This is a genomic window from Novosphingobium sp. 18050 (genome assembly GCF_902706195.1).
In the GTDB taxonomy this organism is placed as follows: Bacteria; Pseudomonadota; Alphaproteobacteria; order Sphingomonadales; family Sphingomonadaceae; genus Novosphingobium.
Genome location: NZ_CACSJO010000006.1, coordinates 79705 through 97873 on the forward strand (window position 1 = coordinate 79705; position 18169 = coordinate 97873).

At 64.4% G+C, this 18169-nt stretch carries 14 protein-coding genes; 5 read left to right on the top strand and 9 right to left on the bottom strand.

Annotated elements, in window-relative coordinates; all coding sequences use genetic code 11:
* Positions 1 to 113 precede the first annotated feature (113 nt).
* The 4 genes from GVL61_RS08480 to GVL61_RS08495 are packed head-to-tail and all read right to left on the bottom strand — an operon-like array spanning position 114 to position 4227.
* The gene (locus tag GVL61_RS08480) at positions 114 to 884 is read right to left on the bottom strand and encodes a CpsD/CapB family tyrosine-protein kinase (RefSeq protein WP_159978936.1); all 771 of its coding nucleotides are present in this window, start codon (positions 882 to 884) and stop codon (positions 114 to 116) included.
* Positions 881 to 2371: a Wzz/FepE/Etk N-terminal domain-containing protein gene (locus GVL61_RS08485; RefSeq protein WP_159978938.1), complete on the bottom strand. Its 1491-nt coding sequence runs from the start codon at positions 2369 to 2371 to the stop codon at positions 881 to 883. The genes GVL61_RS08480 and GVL61_RS08485 overlap by 4 nt, the downstream gene beginning before the upstream one ends.
* Before the next feature lie 10 nt (positions 2372 to 2381).
* On the bottom strand, positions 2382 to 3626 hold the full coding sequence (locus GVL61_RS08490) for a hypothetical protein (RefSeq protein WP_159978940.1): 1245 nt from the start codon (positions 3624 to 3626) through the stop codon (positions 2382 to 2384).
* A complete protein-coding gene (locus tag GVL61_RS08495) occupies positions 3607 to 4227 on the bottom strand; it encodes a polysaccharide biosynthesis/export family protein (RefSeq protein WP_235037584.1) in 621 nt (206 codons plus the stop codon). Before GVL61_RS08495 ends, GVL61_RS08490 begins: the two co-directional genes overlap by 20 nt.
* A gap of 304 nt (positions 4228 to 4531) precedes the next feature.
* Here GVL61_RS08495 and GVL61_RS08500 point away from each other — a divergent pair, with 304 nt between their 5' ends.
* Both GVL61_RS08500 and GVL61_RS08505 read left to right on the top strand, forming a co-directional pair.
* A complete protein-coding gene (locus GVL61_RS08500) occupies positions 4532 to 5356 on the top strand; it encodes a WecB/TagA/CpsF family glycosyltransferase (protein WP_159978944.1) in 825 nt (274 codons plus the stop codon).
* 15 nt (positions 5357 to 5371) lie between these two features.
* Positions 5372 to 6550 (top strand): hypothetical protein, encoded by a 1179-nt coding sequence (locus tag GVL61_RS08505; RefSeq protein ID WP_159978946.1) that lies wholly within the window; start codon positions 5372 to 5374, stop codon positions 6548 to 6550.
* Here GVL61_RS08505 and GVL61_RS08510 read toward each other — a convergent pair.
* The gene (locus GVL61_RS08510) at positions 6485 to 8611 is read right to left on the bottom strand and encodes a hypothetical protein (RefSeq protein WP_159978948.1); all 2127 of its coding nucleotides are present in this window, start codon (positions 8609 to 8611) and stop codon (positions 6485 to 6487) included. The genes GVL61_RS08505 and GVL61_RS08510 overlap by 66 nt on opposite strands.
* Positions 8612 to 8773: 162 nt before the next feature.
* Here GVL61_RS08510 and GVL61_RS08515 point away from each other — a divergent pair, with 162 nt between their 5' ends.
* Both GVL61_RS08515 and GVL61_RS08520 read left to right on the top strand, forming a co-directional pair.
* Positions 8774 to 10135: a glycosyltransferase family 4 protein gene (locus tag GVL61_RS08515; RefSeq protein ID WP_159978950.1), complete on the top strand. Its 1362-nt coding sequence runs from the start codon at positions 8774 to 8776 to the stop codon at positions 10133 to 10135.
* Between the two features lie 3 nt (positions 10136 to 10138).
* Positions 10139 to 11668 (top strand): O-antigen ligase family protein, encoded by a 1530-nt coding sequence (locus GVL61_RS08520; protein WP_159978952.1) that lies wholly within the window; start codon positions 10139 to 10141, stop codon positions 11666 to 11668.
* Here GVL61_RS08520 and GVL61_RS08525 read toward each other — a convergent pair.
* From GVL61_RS08525 to GVL61_RS08540, 4 genes are read right to left on the bottom strand one after another with little or no spacing between them, the layout of a single operon-like run.
* Positions 11644 to 12990: an oligosaccharide flippase family protein gene (locus GVL61_RS08525; protein WP_159978954.1), complete on the bottom strand. Its 1347-nt coding sequence runs from the start codon at positions 12988 to 12990 to the stop codon at positions 11644 to 11646. The two genes, GVL61_RS08520 and GVL61_RS08525, sit on opposite strands and share 25 nt — an antisense overlap.
* The gene (locus tag GVL61_RS08530; RefSeq protein WP_159987253.1) at positions 12975 to 14126 is read right to left on the bottom strand and encodes an acyltransferase; all 1152 of its coding nucleotides are present in this window, start codon (positions 14124 to 14126) and stop codon (positions 12975 to 12977) included. Before GVL61_RS08530 ends, GVL61_RS08525 begins: the two co-directional genes overlap by 16 nt.
* A gap of 3 nt (positions 14127 to 14129) precedes the next feature.
* Positions 14130 to 15266 carry a glycosyltransferase gene (locus GVL61_RS08535; RefSeq protein ID WP_159978958.1) on the bottom strand — a complete coding sequence of 379 codons (1137 nt, stop codon included), beginning with the start codon at positions 15264 to 15266 and terminating at the stop codon, positions 14130 to 14132.
* A 1-nt stretch (position 15267) separates the two neighbouring features.
* Entirely contained in the window at positions 15268 to 16587 is a 1320-nt protein-coding gene (locus GVL61_RS08540) for a glycosyltransferase family 4 protein (RefSeq protein WP_159987252.1), read from the bottom strand.
* A gap of 304 nt (positions 16588 to 16891) precedes the next feature.
* Here GVL61_RS08540 and GVL61_RS08545 point away from each other — a divergent pair, with 304 nt between their 5' ends.
* On the top strand, positions 16892 to 18166 hold the full coding sequence (locus GVL61_RS08545; RefSeq protein WP_235037585.1) for a glycosyltransferase family 4 protein: 1275 nt from the start codon (positions 16892 to 16894) through the stop codon (positions 18164 to 18166).
* Positions 18167 to 18169 lie beyond the last annotated feature (3 nt).

Sequence of the window (18169 nt, forward strand, 5' to 3'; positions counted from 1 at the left end):
CGTTCGACGCGGCCATTGCGATGTCTACATACTATATTCCAGGCGTGGCGGCCCGCGCAGGCAGCGTAATCCGTGGGGAATTCGCAGACCGCCATCGTCACCTGCCGGGGCTTTCAGGCAGGTTCGTAGTAGTCGTAATCGTACCGGCGGGTGCCACTGGTCATGGACTTGTTGAGCACCGTGCCGACGATCCGCGCCGCGCCGAGCAGGCGCATGGCCTCCTTCAACTCACCCGAGGTCGTGCGGCCTTCCTCGATCACCATCACGATACCGTCGCCCTTGCGCGCGATTAGCATCACGTCATCCAGCACCAGCGCAGGCGGCGTGTCGATGATGCATAGCGGCTGATACGGCATGGCGCGGATCGCAGCCATCGCGCCCGCAAGCCGGTCCAGTGACAGTAGGGTCGATGAATCCTGGCGGGGTTCCCGCACGGGGTAAAGGGTCAGGTCCAGCCCCGCCACTTTCTGGGCGACATCTTCCCATTCGCAATCGCCCAGCAGATAATCGTCGACGCCGGCATTCACCGTCAGACCGAAGCGCTGGGCCATCGTCGGTCGCCGCAGGTCGAGGTCGATCAGGACGGTGGGCTGGATCAGGCTGAGCGCGCAGGCGAGGTTCGCAGTGACGAAGGTCTTGCCGTTGCCCGCCTGGGTCGAGGTGACCACAAGGATACGCCCGCCCTCGGCATGGAAGCCGTTCATGATCTGCGATCGCAGCAGGATGAAGGTGCGCGCGCGGGGGTCCATGTGTTCCAGCCCGAAGATCCCGTTTTCAAGCAGTTTCTCGCGGTCGAGCCGGATCCGTCGCCGTTCGAGATCGACGATGGTGCAGGCATCGGTTTGTGTGACGAAATCTTCCTTGCCGACAGTTATCATCGTCATGCCTCCGCTCGACGGGAATGGGGACGCGCTCGCAGTTTTTGCAGAATCCGGCGGATGTGTTCGAATAGCGGCGGCGTCGAACCGGGGCCCAGCACCGGGACTACTGCCAGCGGCGGCGCATTCATCAGCCGCGTGACCGCGCCGATGCCATGGATGGGGCCGGCCAGAACCTCCCAGGCAACCACCAGCGCGAAGCCCAATGCCAGTCCTCCAAGCAGCCCTCCGAGCACCATCTGCATACGCTTGGGACGGATCGGGTCGCCCGGTATGCTGGCCGCATTCACTACAGTGAAGCGCTCGCCCTTGTTCTCTGCCTGGAGATTGGCGGTGACCTGCGCTTCCATCTGCTTGTCGCGCACGTCCTGATACTGGCGCTTGAGGTTGTCGTAATCACGCTCGAGGTTGTTGAGTTCATAAGTCGCCTGTGGGGCCATGGCGGTCATTCGCTCCATCTGGGAGATCGAGCCCACCAGTTCCCCGCGGCGCGCCGCAAGGGAGGATATGCGCGAACGGGCCGCTGCCATTTCCGATGCCACCACGCCGCCGCCTGGGGTTGGACTTATGGTCGACAGGGCCGCCTGGCGTTGGCGGGAGACCGCCGCGCGCGCCGCGACCACATCGGGATAAGTATCGGAATAGGTCGCGGAGAGCTGGGCAAGCCGGTCTTCGGCGGTGCGCAGCGCTTCGAATTCAGGCTTGGGCGCCGCGGCGATCTCCTCGCTACGGGCCGCCAGCAGGCCGTTCTGCTGCATCAACCCCTGGGTTTCCGCATCGAGCCGCGACACTTCGGCGCGTAGGGCAGAACCCGATTGCGCGCTGAGGGCGACCTGATCGGGCAATGCCCCGGCATAGCGGCTTTCCACTTCGCGGCGCTTGCCTTCCAGTTCGACCATTTGCGCACGAAGATCGTCGACGCGGCGGGTCAGGAAGGAAGCCGTGCTTACGGCCTTTTCGGTGCGCAGCCGCTTGTCCTCGGTCAGGAACATCGCGACCAGTCGCTCAGCAACCTTGTGGGCGGCGACGGGGTCCGAATAGGTGAAGGACAGGTCGAAAGCGATCGTGTCGTTGCCATTGCCCGACGGCTGGCGTCCGCTGGCGCTCACAAGGTCCACCGCGATCGAATTGCGCATCACGCCCAGCAGGTCTTCGAACGACATCTCGTTCTGCTCGCGCTTGTAGAGACCGGCTTCGTGGATGAGACGGGTGAGACTGGAGCGGCTCATGATCTGTTCGCGGATCTTGGCAACGCTTTCGTTGGCGTAGTTCGCAGACTGAACCGGAGCGACGAAGTTGGTCGGGATCTCCGGCGCGTCGATGAGCAGGGTCGCCTGAGAGCGATAGGCCGGGGTCATCAGCACGGCTGCCGCCAGCGCCACCACAGTACCGATCACCGCCGGTACGACGATCCACCATAGCCGCCGGTAGAAGATGGCGAATATCTCGAGCGGGCTGATGACGCTGAGGTTCGGTGCTTGCTCGTCAGTCATGTTTCATCACTCATCTGCGGGACCCGGGCTTGTAACTGAGCTGAATACCGAAATAGGCGGCGCCGATCCGATCGCCGTTCACGACCTGGCGGCGCAGGTACTGGACGTTGCCCGTCAGCGTGACTTGCGGGCGCAATCTCCAGTCCAGCGCCACCACCCCGCGCACGGCATCGGTGGCACCATCGCCGAAAGTATCCGGCGGTCCCGTCGCCGGCGCGCCGCCGACCAGCGTCGAATGCCGAAATTCGCCCGAGCCGCGCAGCACGAACTTCGCGCCGACCGGTTGCATCACCGAGAGCGATACGATCGCATTGCGGCGCAATCCGCCAAGTCCGCTGACTTCGGTGTCGAGCGAAGTGGAAAGGCATCCGGTCGGCCCCTGGCGCGCCCACTCCCCGTCTTCGCGGCAAATTTCCACCCTGCCGGCAAGCAACGTGCGGCCCGGCCGGCTGATCGAGATCCCGGTGGTCATTTCCTTCTGCGCGCCTGTTCTGGATACGCCGAATTCAGCCAGGATCTTGGTGTGATCGGGTAGCTTCCGGTTGAAGGTGGCATAGAGCGCGGCCGTGTTGACGTTGCCCATGCCGGCCACCGAGCTGATGGAATTTCGGGCTCTCAGGCCGATGCTGGTGCGCGGCCCCGTGCGCCGCGAATAGCCAAGACCCATCGACAGCGCCTCGGCATTGAGCAGCAGGCTGCTGCCCGTGTAATAGGTCCGTTCCACGCGTACTTCCGGCGTGAACAGCTCGTATTCATTTGGGGTCCAGGCAGCATCGATGCCGGTGAACCAGCTGTTACGGATCGCACCGGGATCGCTCGCCCCGTCGGGGCTGGAGGTCAACAGGTCTAGCGCCAGCATCCGTTCGAAACCGGCTGCGAAGCCGATGTTCAGGTATTCACTATCACGATAGCGCCCTTCGACGTGTGCATCGCCCAGCATGAAATGCCCGTAGAGCCTGCTGTAGTCGCGCCTTCTGAGAGTGCCGCCGATAATCAGCATCGAACCGCCCTGATTGGTAATCTTGATGCTGGGGGATGCCGCGATCTCTACCATCACCGCTCCTGCGTGCTCGGTGGACAGCAGCAGCGGATCGGACGAGGCGAAGATCGCCATGTCCACGTCCAGCTTCGGCTCGGTCCTTGCCTCGGCCGGCGATGCGGCCAAGACCGGCAGGACAAGCGCGAAGCCCACTGCGGGAAGCTGACGGCGGCGCTCGGTCATACAAGCGGCATACTCAGGGAATGACGAGGACATCGCCTGCTCCCAGTACGGGCAAGGGCACGGTAAGCCGCCCGCTATCCATCTTTCGCGCGCCCTTTAGCACGCGGGAAAGACGTACGGGCTCGACTGTCTGCCCCTGCGCCGTCTGGCGCAGGATGATCGCGTTCTTCACGTCGGCGAATTCCGCCAGTCCCCCGGCCATGCTCAGCGCCTGCAAGACATTGACGGAGCGGCCCGAGGCGAATCCGCCCGGTGTCCGCACTTTGCCCATCACGTAGAAGCGCATGCCCGTGGCGTCACGCACGGCGACGGTCACGTCTGGCGGCGCCTCGCGGTAATTGGGAGCGAGATTATCGCGAATTTGGAGCGCAATTTCGCGCACCGTCCGGTTGGCGGCGCTGACGCGCCCGGCCAGCGGGAAGTTCAGTGTACCGTCGGGCAGAACCCGGACCAGGCGCTGCAACCGCTCGTCACCCCATACAAGGATGTCGAGCTCGTCGCCGGGATTGACACGGTATTCGGGATCGACACCGCTGGGCTGGACCACCGGAACCACGTCTTTGGCGGCTGCCAGCGCCGGCGCTCCCATGCAAAGCGCCGCGAGAAGTCCCGGCAGCGCCTTGAGGGTGGCCATACTGCCTCGCAAACAGAACATCTCGGTTAACCCCTGTTGTTGAGGGCCAAGTGTACGACCGGCGCGGGCCTTGCGTCATTCGTCCAAGGGGGGTCCGATTTCTCACCACACGAAAAGGGATGGGTAGGAGCATATCCCTGCAAATCCGTAGGTAAAACGTCCCGGATGATACTGAGGTCGCAATAGCCGCGAATGCGGAACATGACTCGAAATGTATAACAAACCCTACTGAAGATTATGAACTGCACGATAATAAAAATAAAACAGCCAATCGGCGCAGTAAGCGGAGCGAATAGGAATGGAAATGTTAGCTGTTCCCGTCACTGCGGCCGGTCCGATTTCCGCTTATGGTGCACAGGCGTCCACCCCGCAGCGGATTCGCGGGCACCAGCGCACGTCGGAATTCATCGATATGAAGTTCGCCTGGCGTGACCAGACGCGTGTGCTTCGCGATGTCGAGCAGCGTTCCGCCAGCTCACCTTTCGCCTATATCGTCACTCCCAACGTCGATCATGTCGTGCGAATCCAGCATGCCCGCTCGGACCTCTGGCCGATGTACCGCAATGCCTGGATCACCCTGTGCGACAGCCGCATCCTGGGCCGGCTAGCTGCACGCGCCGACCTGGCCCTCCCGATCGTCCCCGGCAGCGACCTGACCGTCGCCCTGTTTCACGAAGTCATCCGCCCGGACGACCGGATCGCGGTGATCGGCGGCAGCAGCGGTGCTATCGACAAATTGCGCCAGACTTTCGGCCTGACCAACCTGGCCCATCACAACCCGCCAATGGGGTTCATCCACGATGCGGCCGCGACGCAGGAAGCGGTGCAGTTCGCGATCGATGCACGGGCCCGCTATACTTTTATCGCGGTGGGATCGCCGCAGCAGGAGATCCTTGCCTATCGCATCGGACGCACCGGACAGGCGACCGGCGTGGGCCTTTGTGTGGGCGCCAGCCTCCAGTTCCTGACCGACGAACAGACCCGAGCGCCCCGGATCGTGCAGAAGATGTGCATGGAATGGCTGTTTCGCCTGCTGAGCGACCCCAAACGGCTATGGCGCCGTTATCTTGTTGAAGGGCCGCTGATCTTCGAGATCGCCCGGCAATGGCGCCTACGCAGCGCCGCCTGAACTGGCGTCAAGCATATGAGGCGCGTCTATGGACTGTGTACGCTGGCGGTTGTCGGGCTGGTTGTGTGGCAGATCGGCCCGGCGCTGCCGGTCGTGACGGGATCGCCGCCAGCCTTCGAAGCCAGCGAAATGCGATCGGCACTGGACCTTCCCGCTCGCATTCCCCGCCGCCTGCTTGTATCCGGGCACAGTCTGACCGACCACCCCTATCCCGAATATCTCGAGGGCATCGCCAATAGCCTCGGCCGTCCTCTGGACTGGAACATGCAGGCGCTGGAAGGCTCATCGATCAAGGACCGGACGATGGGTTCGGGGCCCGTCCCCTGGGCCGGATATGCCGCCGGGACCGACCGGGCGGACCGGCCACTCGATTTGCTTGCGCAATTGCAGCGTCCCCTCGCCCCCGGGGAAAAGGCCTACGATACCCTCGTCATAACCGAGCAGCACACCTTGCTTGGGAGCATCGTGTGGAACGACAGCCTGCGCCTACTGCGTGACTTCCATGAGCGTGTGATCGCACAAAAGCCCGACGCGCAGACCTATCTTTTCGAGGCCTGGATGAATGTGGTGGACCTCGACGATCCCGCGTCATGGATTGCCTACGAAAGGGCGGCGGCACCGCTCTGGCGCTGCGTTGCCGGGCGGATAAACCACGACCTCGCCGCCGAGGGACGTTCCGACAGAATAGCGACCATCCCTGCCGCTTCGGCCCTGACGGTGCTGGTCGAGGAAGCTACCTCGCGCCGTCCCGTCCCCGGTCTCGAAGGCCCCGACACCCGGTCGATACTGGCGCGGATCTTCCGGGATGACGTGCATCTGACTTCGGCGGGCGTTTATTACATCGCGCTGGTATCCTCCGCCAGATTACAGGGGCAGACCGTCCATACTTCCGTGCGGCCCGAGGGTATGCGCAAGGACACCGCCGACCGCCTGCAGGAGATCGCAGCCCGGTTCGTCACCGCACATCGGGCCGAACGCCAGGAGATACCGGCGGAAAACTGCAGCAGCTATGTTAGCGAAAGCTTCGCGCCGCGGTATCTTGCCTACCAGCGGTCGCTGCAATGGCGCGACTATCCCGGACCGATGGTCTGGCTGAAGTGGGCAAGGCTGAGGGTGCAATGGCCCCGGCTATTTCGGCGCCGGGACGCTTCCAACCCGCTCTACTTCAGCGAGGCGCAGGCCCCGATCCTCTGACAGAAGCTGCGCAAGGGCGATCGGGCGCCCTTCCCCAAACCGGACCAGAGCTATGCGCGAGATATCCTGCCCGCCGCCGGGGCCTTCCACACGGATCGGGCCCTGGTCCGACTCTCCGCTGAAGCGATAAGCCTCGCGTTTTGCCGGCAGGAACAGTGTATCGGTGCCGCCGCCGCCGTCGACACGCCCTCCGGGAGCGCCACTGGCGATGAACCGGTCGTCCCCGGTGCCGCCGACCAGAACGTCATAGCCATGCGCGGTCTGCGTGAGCGTGGAACCGCTCGGCTTGCCGATCATCAGGCGCGAAGGCGCATAAGCCACCGAGGGGCCCCGCAAAGGTGAAGGAGGATGGGCAGCGAGCCAGGCCATCATCGCGCCGTACCGGGGAGAAGTCTCCTGTCCCACCGCCTCCAGTGCGGACCAACTCCCCCATTTCGAAGGCGCGCCGATGATGCCGAAGTTCATGAACAGACGCCCGCCGGCTGCAGCGAACGCCTTGTAGTTGGCGGTTTCCAGCGCGGTGAATTCGGGCCTGCGCTGCAGCTTCACCAGAAAATCGGTATAGGCCTCATTGTCGTGCTGCGAAATCGGCGTGTATTCACCGAAACCGCTTTCGTAGCTGACCAGTCGCAGTCCATGCGCCTTCGCCTGCTCGGCGTGATAGCGATAGAGCGGTGCGTTGAAATCGGCGATGCGCTTGTCCAGCGCGGCAACTGCGCGGGTATAGCCGCCGTCGCTGTCCTTCCACCAGCCTTTCACCGTGGCAACCGTCTCGTCGGTATTCATCGTCCCGTCGTAGTAGGCGGTGATGGCATATTCGTCGAAATAGTCCGCGGCGTGCATCTGCCGGCCCTGGGCATCGCGCCAGTTGGCGGTGTCCAGTCCCTTTGCCTCCAGCCCGCGCCAGGCGAACTGGGTTCCGAAGACCATCGACACCCTGCCCGCCTGAGAGCTGCGCCGTTCGGGTTCGTTGAAAGCCTTTTTCCAGATCATCCCGACTTGCGCCGCGCGCATGCCGTACCACTCCAGCCAGTCGCCATTCGGTCCAAAGGCTCGCCGCGCCTGGGCCTGCGCGTAACGTGCCTGCGGAAATATCCAGTTCCACACCTCATTGGACAGTTCGACATGGATCTTCAGGTCCGGTCGCAAGTGGGTGCGCACATAGCTTGCGAAGCCCCGGACATAATCGTCGCTGGCATTGACGGGCATCGTGAACCACGGCTCCGCGCCGGTACGGTTGGCGATCTCCACCAGCGCCTCTACCGGCACGCCCCGGCTGCCGTCGCCCCAATGCATTGAACTTGGGCGCGGCCGGTCGGCCCAGTCGAGTTGCGGCGCAGCGTTGATCGCTGCTTCGTCCGTGATTGGCCCGCCGGTGGGCGCGAACAAGGCATTCGTGTTCATCCAGTCCATGAAACGCAGGACCTGGAACGCGTCGATCCGCGCGAGGAAATCGGGGTTGAAGGTGAGGCCGGCCCGGTAGAACGGCAGGTACTCCTCGCGCACCACGCGGATGTTCCGTAAGGAGGCGCCGGCGTCGAGGCGGAGATAGAGACTGCCGCCGCGCCCGGCCTCCACATGCATTTCGCCCGGCGCCTGCGAGATGACGCTGGCACCGTCGACGTCAAGCGCTGCGATCTGGCCCAATCCATCGTAAAGGACGACATATCGCGCGCTGGGCGGTGCTGCCGGGTTGTCGTGAATGACGTTGACCACCAGCGAACGGTAACGCCGGCTGGCAGGATCGGCAGAGGGCAAGGCCCACCCGTCCCGGTCAAGCGGGACAGTTTCGCCGGTGTCGTAAGTACCGTCGGTCTGCGGCAGCCACCCGCCGGCGGATTTCATGACATCGAGGGTCGGTAACGCGGTGCTCCAATAGGCCAGCCCGTCGAGGTTAGTGCCCATGCCCATGTCGGCGCCCATATCCGCGGCCATCACGGGGGGATCATCCTTGCTGGCGGCGGCGAGGATTCCTTCCCCGCAAGCGGCTAGCGGCACCGCGACCACGCAGGCCACGAACAGCCATCGCACGGCGTACCTAGCCACCGGAAATCTACCCACGCGCTTCTCCCCTCCCAATGGGCATGATCGGATGTTGCGGGCGGCGGCCATATAGTGCCGACAAGACCGGAAGGACGCTGCCGGGACGGACCCGGCGTTCGGCAAGTCCTTCTTCCGCCGCGATTCTAGCCGTTCACCCCGGCGCTGACAGGTATCCGTATTATGGTGGTTGAAAGTACCGGGCAGATTTCGGAACATCACGGTCCGGGGCCAGATCCTGCGCCGCACCCAAAGCCCCGGCGCATCCTGCTGCTCGCGGAGATAGCCAACCCCGATATGGTAAGCGTGCCGCTGGTCGCCTGGTGCATTGCCGAGGCGCTGGCCCGGCAGGCTGAGGTCCATCTCGTGACGCATATCCGCAACCGCCCTGCGATCGCAGCGCTGGGCTGGAAGGAGGACCGCGACTTCACGATCATCGACACCGAACCGATGGTCCGCCGGATTTTCCGCATCGCCCGGTTTCTAGGGGCTAGCGATAATCGCGGTTGGACTATTTATCAGGCACTTGCCCCGATAGGTTGCTATGCTTTCGAGAAAGCGGCTTGGGATCGTTTCCGTCCGGCTTTGGAGGCGGGCGCATACGACATCGTCCACCGGCTGACCCCGATGAGCCCGACAACGCCCTCCTTCCTGGCACGCAAGCTCAAGCGGATCGGGGTGCCGCTGGTCGTCGGCCCGCTGAACGGAGGGCTGCCATGGCCTTCCGGTTTTGCCGACCGGATGCTGCGCGAGCGCGAGTGGCTGTCACGGCTGCGCGGAGCCTACAAGTGGCTCCCCGGGTATGCTGCGACCCGGCGCGATGCCGCCGCGATCCTGGCGGGTTCGCTCTACACCCTGTCAGAGCTGCCCGCGAAGGCGCAGCCGCGCAGCTTTCACCTGCCCGAGAACGGTATCGACCCCGCCCGCTTCGGCCTGCGCCGCACCCGCCGCGCCAAGGCGCCGCTGCGAGGGGCCTTCGTTGGCCGCTTGGTTCCCTACAAATGCGCCGATGTGCTGATCCGGGCGGCATGGGACATGCTGGCTAAACGCGAACTGCACCTCGACATCATTGGCGATGGCCCGGAGCGGGAGAGCATAGCCGCGCTCATCAGGGACCTGGGTGTGGATCATGCGGTAACACTCCATGGCGAGGTCCCGCACCGTGAGGTCCAGACGCTGCTGGTCGACTGCGATTTCCTCGCCTGTCCCAGCATCCGCGAATTCGGCGGCGGCGTAGTGCTGGAAGCCATGGCGCTGGGCGTGGCGCCGATCGTGGCCGACTATGGCGGCCCCACCGAACTGATGGACGACGAGACGGGCATCCGCGTCCCCTTCGACGGACCCGAGGCGCTGGCCGAAGGCCTGCGCACCGTATTGCTGGATGTCCTCGCCAACCCTGAAAAGCTGGACCGATTAGGAGACGCTGCCGTGGCGCGGGTACAATCGACTTTCACCTGGGACCGAAAGGCCGAACAGATCGGCCAGGTCTATGACTGGGTCCGGGACGGCGGCCCCCGCCCCTCCCTGCTATGCGCTGCGAGCTGAACCATGGCCTATCTTGCGATCCTGATGCTGACCGCCGCCGTGGTCTGGGGCTTTCGTCATTTGCCGGGGCGACTGCATACGCTATGCGGACCGCACCAGATGACGATCGTGCTGGCGCTTCCGCTCCTCGGCACGTTCGGGCTGCACTATGCGATCTTCGCGGCCGGCGTCATCCTCCTGATAGTTGCGGCACCTGCCGTCAGCAGCGCCGGTCTGATTCTCCCCGCCACGCAGGCGCTGGAACTGCGTAGTCAGCTGTTTCTGCTGTGCCTGCCGCTGATGCCCATGATGGTCTACACGATTGCCATCGGCGGGTTGACCTTTGCCCAGCTCAACTACGTCCACCTGCTCGGTATCGGCTATGTTCTGGCCATGATGCTCTCGGGGCAACGGCTGCTGGAGCCGAGGCTTCAGGCATGGGACATGCTATTCCTGAGCATGATGGCCGTGCAGGCCTTCATGGATTGCCGGGGCAACGACCTCACGTTTTCCATCCGTGCCTGCAACCAGATCATCCTGAACCTGGGGCTGCCCTATCTGGCGGTCAGTCGCGCTTTCATTCGGTCGCGCTCGCCGGGGGACCTGATGCTGGCGGTCCTGCTGGGTGGCTGCATACTGGCGCTGATCGCGACGTTCGAGGCCCCTCGCCACTGGCTGCTTTACGACACCATGCCGCAAGGCATAGGCGCAGATCCCGAAACGAGTTCCGGTTACGCCAAGCAGCGCGGCGGCCTTGTCCGTTCACGGGCGAGCTTCGGGGAATCCACCAGCCTCTCCCTGTTCCTTGGCATGGCAGTCGTGATCGCCGTGGCAATGCGCAAGTATATCGGATCGAGGCTCACGTTCTTCGCGGTGCTGGTACTGCTGTCCTCGGGCGTCTTCTTCACGTTGGCGCGGATCGGCTACATCGTCATCATTGCCGGGCTGGTCGCCTGCATGGTGCAGGAGCGGCGATGGACCGGGCTGTTCAAACTGGTGCTGGCGGTGCCGATCTGCGGCGCCGTGCTGCTGGCGCTGTCGCGCGTGATCCCCACACTGGCCGCCTCCATGGGTACGGGCGAGGATGCGGCCGGATCGGTCGACTACCGCTCCGAACTCCTGTCGCGGGGGCTCGCGCTTGCGCGGGAAAACTGGATAACCGGCCTCAGCATGACGGATATCTACGACAATCTGGAAAGCCTGCGGCAGGGTGAAGGGATCATCGATCTCGTCAACCAGCCCTTGACGATCCTGATGCGCGGAGGCGTCTTCGGTGCCTCGCTTTATTACGCGATGCTGGTCGGTGTGCTGGGCGTATTGTTCGTCCGCGGACCGGCGCTGGGCCGCGATGCTGGCGCTGCGGCAACGGCGAGCTTCGCCGGGCTGATCGGCCTGATGGCCAGCCTCGTCACCACCAGCTACGGACGGAACGAAACGACATATGTGGTGCTGCTGGCGGCCGGTGCCGGGCTGGTAAGTCGCGTGGTGATGCGCGCCGCAGCCCCGTCGATGCGCCCGATCTTTACGCCTCAGGCCGCGACGAGCATGAAGTAGAGCTTGTCGCCGACGATGCCGAGGACCGCTCCGAACCCCAGAGCGCCCAGGATCAGTGCTTCCTGCCCTGCCCGGAACAGACCGGCCCTGCGCAGTTCGTGCCAGCAGTAGACCTGCACCGGCACCTCGATGCACCCTACCGCCCCGACCAGACCCATGGGGCCGAAGGCAAGGAACGCGGAAGTCCCGACCACGATCAGCCAGGTCAGGCGCACCAGATTGCCGTAAAGCAGCGCCTGCACCCGGCCGACGACGATCAGCACTTCGCGGGCGGCATAGATGTTCATCGCCATTGCAGGTGCCAAAGCCAGGAGTTGCAGGTACGTCGCCGCCGCCTGATAGCGCGGGTCGTAGAGCAGGTTGACGACCGCCGGGGCCATGCTGATGAACCCGCCCATGGCAACCATGTAAAGCAGCGTCAGGGTGCGGCGGCTGTCGTAATAGGCATGCGCCATCGAACCGGGATCCTCGCGATATGCCCGCGCGAAGGCGGGCAGCAGGATGCGGCTGGGATAGAGCGTGGTGAAACCGGAAGCGACGCCGGACAGGTTCGCGGCCAGCGAATAAAGACCGAACAGCGAAAGCGGAAAGATGCGTGAAAGCGCGATCTTGTCGACGTTCGAGAGCAGCACCTGAATGGTATTGGCGCCCGCGATCGTCCGCCCGAAATGCCATAGCTCGCCCACCTCATGCCGGTCGAAAGCGAACCGGCGCAAGGAGCCCGGAAACAGTACGTAGCTGAGCACGGCTTTGATCGTGGCGCCGACGAGCCCGGCGAAGATGATGGCCCAGTAGCTGTGCAGCGCGATGGCCAGCACGATCCCCGTCACCGTCTGGCTGACGGCGCTGGCGATATCGAGCATGCTGAGCATGAAAAGCCGTTCCTCCCGCACTGCGCTGAAAGGGGCGAGCGAGGAACAGGCGTCGAGCACGAAATTGATGCCGGTCACGGCGATGGCGATGGTCAGCGCCGGCTTGCCCAGCAGCATGGCGAGCGGTTCGGCGCAGGCCGCCATGGCCAGCGTCAGCACCGCTCCGCGCAGTAGGCGCAGCGTCCAGATGACATCCAGCAGCCGGGGGTCGTCACCTTGCGCATGGCGCACGATGTAGACGCCGAATCCCACGTCGGAGATCATCAGCAGAATGTTGAGGATCGCCCCGGTCAGCCCCGCCACGCCAAAGTCGACGGGCGAGAGGACGCGGGTGAGGATTAGCGTACTGGCAATGCGCAGCACGTTGGAGGCGACGATGGTGATCACCACCAGGCTGACACCGCTCTGGATAGCGCGGCGCCAGGGCGGGTGTTCTAGGACGGTTGCCATGCTTTCAGCCCGCCCCCTGCCGGATCATGCGCCTGTCCCCTCTGCCGCAGGCGCCGCCGCAGACGGCGCAGCAACGGCCTTTCGAACAGCAGGAACACCGCTATCGAAAGCGCGATGCAGACCGGCGGCAGTATCGCAGCCAGCGCGGGCGCAAATGCCGGATCGCCGCCCCACAGACGAGCCACCAGCGTCACGAGGGGCCGATGGGTCAGGTAAAGCGCGAAGGAAGCCTCGCCCAGCAGCACAGGCCAGCGGCCCCGCAGGACCTGCGAAACAGCGCCCCGGCCATGTGCGAAGACCAGCACGGCGGCGGCCATCAGCGGCAGATAGGCAAGCTGCCAGCGCAGCGGCATCGGCAAGGCGACCAGCGAAAATCCCACCATCGCGGCCGGGATCGCAAGGGTCACGCACAGCTCTGCCGTCGTCCCTGCCAACCGCCGGCCCCAGTCCTGTCGCCAGGCGCGATGGAGCAGCATCCCGGTGACGAAATCGGCCAACCTCACGGGCGGGGCGACGTAGAACAGCCACTCCAGCCTTGGCGAATAGCCCGGCTGCCACATCATCGCCATAACCGCGAGCGCGGTGACGAGCATCACGCCAAGGGCGAGGCACGGCGCCAGAACTCGGGTGGGCACCCGGCTCAGCCACGGGAATGCGGCGTAAAAGAACAGCTCGTCCGAGAGACTCCACGACGGACCGTTCAGCGCGTAGTGAACGGTAAAGTCGGGCGACCATGCGTGCAGCAGCAGCAGGTTCAGCCCGATTGTGCCGGGTCCCGGCACCGCGCCTTTCGCCGCCGCCAGCCATGCGAGGAAGAACAGCGCCATGATCCAGTGCAGCGGGCCGATCCGGCAGATCCGCAGCAGAAAATAGGACCGCAGCCCCGTCTCCCCGCTGGCCAGTCGGCTGCCATAGGCATGGCTCAGGATGAACCCGGAAAGGACGTAGAAGAATGAAACCCCGCAATAGCCCTGTCGAAACAGCGTTTCGTAGATCCCGCTGGCCCATGATCCCGGATCGCTGCCAAGAAAATCGAGGTGCGAAAGCAGGACCGCGAAGGCCGCCACGAAGCGCAGCCCCGTCAGTTGCGCCAAAACGGGAGATGTGGGGGAGGGAGGCGACCGGAGCGCGTCCACCCATCACCTCGCATCCAACGCAAGCAGGTCGAGATATCTGTCCGCGACTTCGCGTTCACTGAACTGGTCCAGCCAGCCCCGCGCGATCGGCGCGGGCCTTTCGCGCAGAGCTTCGAGTATCGCAGCGCTCATCCGGCCGATATCGCCGACGGGAACCAGCGTACCGCATTGCCCATGGTTCAGCGCCTCGGCAGGGCCGGACGGACAATCGGTGGCGATCACGGGCGTGCCGACCGCCAGGGCCTCGATCACGACGTTGGCAAGACTCTCGAAATCGGACGAGAGGACCATCAGGTCTGCCTTGGCGACATAGGCGTGAGGGTTCGGCACAAAGCCCAGCAGGGCAATGTCCTCTCCCAGGTCCATGTCGGCGACGAGGTTTCGCAGCATGTCGCGTTCCGAACCGTCTCCCAGGATCACGAGTCGGGCGGGCATCTCCGCGCGTACCCGCGCGAAGGCGCGGATGAGCAGCGAGAAGTTCTTCTGCGGCTCCAGCCGTCCCACGCCAATGATGATGGGCACCGTGTCGTCCGCGAACCAAGGGTGGTCGACCGGCTCCTTTGCCTGCTCGATCAGCCCGTCACTGACGAGCGGGTTATAGATGCAGGAGATGGTTTTCGGGTCGATATCGATCACTTTGGCAAGGTCGAGCGCCGTCCCTTTGGACACCGCGACGATGCGGTCGGCAAAGGGGTAGAGGTAGTGCGCCAGCGGGAAGAACCAGTAGCGCGACTGCCACGGCTTCGGCCCCGCGCGGTCGACCGAGGGGAAGCAGTGCTCGGTCAGCATCAGGTGAAACCGCAGGCCCGAGATCCAGCGCACGACAACCGCGTAGAGATTGGGAAAACCGAAGCTGGCGCACATGACCGCGCTGGGTCGGGATTTGCGCAAGTAGCTGCGCAGCTTGAACAGCCGCGCGATCGGGCCCTTTGCCTCTAGCACGTCGTAGCCGATCCCCTCGGGGATGAGCGTGCGAAACGGCGAATGGGGATTGTCGACATCGACCACGATCGAGGACTTGATACCTCGCCGCAGGAATTCGCCGGCAAGATTGAACACCACCCTGTCGACCCCGCCGTTGTGTAGCTGGCGGGTGTAGAAGATGATATCGACGGCGGGGTCCATTGCTTTCGTCGCCATGTCAGCGGGCCACCTGTAATGAGGGCGAGGCGGTCTGTGCCTCGCTGGTTGTTCTCGGGCGGGCGCGGCTGCGGCCCGAACCGTCGGCGGCTTCCCTCAGCACGCCCAGCACGGCCTGCGCCTTGTCTGCCCAGCCGTGCCCCGCCTGTTCCAGATGACGCCGCGCAGCGCCGCCCATCGAACGGCGCAGTTCGGGCGACGCAGCCATGCGTGCCATGGCCGCGGTCAGACCATCGATCACCGCCTGTTCGGACGTGGGCTTGACCAGCAGAGCGCAATCGGGCGCGGCGTATTGCGCGGCCCCGCCCCAGTCGATGCCGATCACCGGCAGTCCCACCGCCATAGCCTCCATCATCGCCATACCGCCGCATTCGCGCAGCGACGGGGTGACGTAGACATCCGTCTCGCGCAGCATTTCCTGATAACGATCGCGGTCGACCCGTCCGTGCAGGATGGCCCTGCCGGTCAGCCCCTCGCGCCGAACCTGCTCGCGGATTTCCTCGAACAGTTCGCCGTCACCAACCAGGTGGAGCATGCTGTTCCCCGACCGCGCCAGCGGAGCAAAGGCGCTGACCAGAAGGCGGATGCCTTTCCAGTCCACGAAGCGGCTGCAGAAGATGAAGGACGTGGGCTCGTTCGAAGCCTTTTCCGTAACGGGACGCTGGACCCAGCGTTCGAGGTCGACCGCGCTTTCCATCACTTCATGGACTTTGCCGCGAATGCCGCCGGGCAAGGCGGCGCGGGTCTGTTCATTGGCGACGATCAGCGCGGCGGCGCGCAGTTTTCCGGGAAACAGCCGGTGCAGCGCGGCAGAGCCGAAGCGGGCTGCGGCAATGGAAAAGCGCACCACGGGGCCGTCCATGCGCCGGAATGCGGGCGGCAGGTTCATGCCCCCGCTCATCGGGCCGATGACCACCGGCGCGCCGAGCCCGTGCATGAAGCTGACCGCCCTTGCCGCGATGGGCGCTGGCTGGAACACCACGTCGATATCAAATTCGCGTACCATGTCGCGGGCGATGCGGCGCATGTGCCACTGGGTGACGATCTGAATCAGCTGGTTGAAGACCAGGTCCTCGACGCGGTAGGGAAACCTCCGCCCGAGCCGGAACAGCAGGTTCTGCAGCGGCCTGTCCTTCACGAAGCGGACGCGCGCAAACTGATCGGGAGGAAGATCGGCCCGCAGGTCCTCGCGGACTCGCTCATGGCACAGCAGGCGCACATCCTCGCCTGCGGCGACGAACTGCTCGAAATAGCAGCAGGGGAGCAGGGTTTCTCCGCTCAGCCGCAGCGAGATATTTTCGGCAACCAGCAAGATCCGCATGTTCGTCTCCGCCAGACCCTCGGCACGCGCCATCACGGCACTACTGGCCCGGCGGCGTCGGCAACCCCACGCTATCCGGCATCCGGCCTGCACCACAGTCTACGATCTACGTTGGCCAATATCGGAAGGGGGAAGGTCACCACTGGCTTTCCGGGGGCGATAAGGTTGGATGTTATCCCGCAGCGCAGCACGTCACTATGATGCAAAGGCTGCGCGCGCCGCGCCACGTGAAGAGGAAGAGCATGCCCTTGCGCCTTCAGTTTCGACATCTCGCCCCGGTCGCGTTGCTACAAGGCCGTCCCGAATGACCCATGTTGCCGGAGAGGAACCGCTTTGCGGCCGGGCCGCCCCGGAAATGGCCGGACCTTGCAGAACACGCGTGGCCTATCTCACGAACGTCTATCCCAAGATCAGCCATAGCTTCATCCGCAATGAGATACTCGCCCTCGAACGGATGGATTTCGACGTCACCCGGCTCACGATCCGCGCGTCGCCCGATGACTTCGCCGATCCGACCGACGAGGACGAACGTGCCCAGACGACGACCCTGCTGGACGGCAACGTCGCGGGCATGCTGTGGTCCGCCATGCACAGGCTGGTTCGGCAACCGCGTGCCTTCATGCGCGGATTGTCGGTGACCGCCACTACTTTTCGCCACAGTACTCGGGGGCTCGTCCGGTGCACCGCCTATTTCCTGGAGGCATGTCGCCTCGCCGACAAGATGGAGCGGGCGGGCATCCGTCACGTCCATGTCCATTTCGGCACCAATCCCGCCACCGTCGCCCGCATCGCCAGCCGTCTCGGCCAGCTCAGCTATAGCCTGACGATGCACGGGCCGGACGAATTCGACGCGCCCGAAAGCCATGAAATAGGCGAGAAAGTCGCCGACGCCCGCTTCGTGGTTGCAATCAGCGCATTCGGTCGCAGCCAGATCATGCGCTGGTCCGCCACCCGCGACTGGTCGAAGATCGCGGTGGTGCGCTGCGGTAGCGACCCCCTGTTCATGCACGCGGTGACGCCGATCATCGATACCGGGCTGACCGACAGTTGTCTGGTCTGCGTGGCGCGCCTCAGCCCGCAAAAAGGCATCATGCTGCTGATCGAGGCAGCCGCCATCGTGGCGCAGACGCATGAGTTCCGCCTCAACATCATCGGCGACGGGCCGATGCGTGCCGAGCTGGAAGAGCAGATCAAGGCCCGCGGCCTGGAAGATGTCGTCACTTTGAGCGGATGGCTCGACCCCCGCAGCATCTGGCGTGAACTGCTGGCCTCGCGCGCACTGGTGTTGCCCAGCTTCGCCGAAGGCCTGCCGGTCGTCATCATGGAAGCGCTGGCGATGGGCCGGCCGGTGATCGCCACCGCGATCAGCGGTATCCCGGAGCTGGTCGACCGCGATTCCGGATGGGTCATCCCTGCAGGTTCGGTCACCGCACTGGCCGACACGATGATCGCCGCGCTCGAAGCACCGAGCGAGCAACTGCGCGCCATGGGCGAAGTAGGCCGCCAGCGCGTCAGGGCCGGACATGACATCGATGAGAATGTGCCGGACCTGGCCGATCTCCTGCGTCCGCTGGCCTAGGCC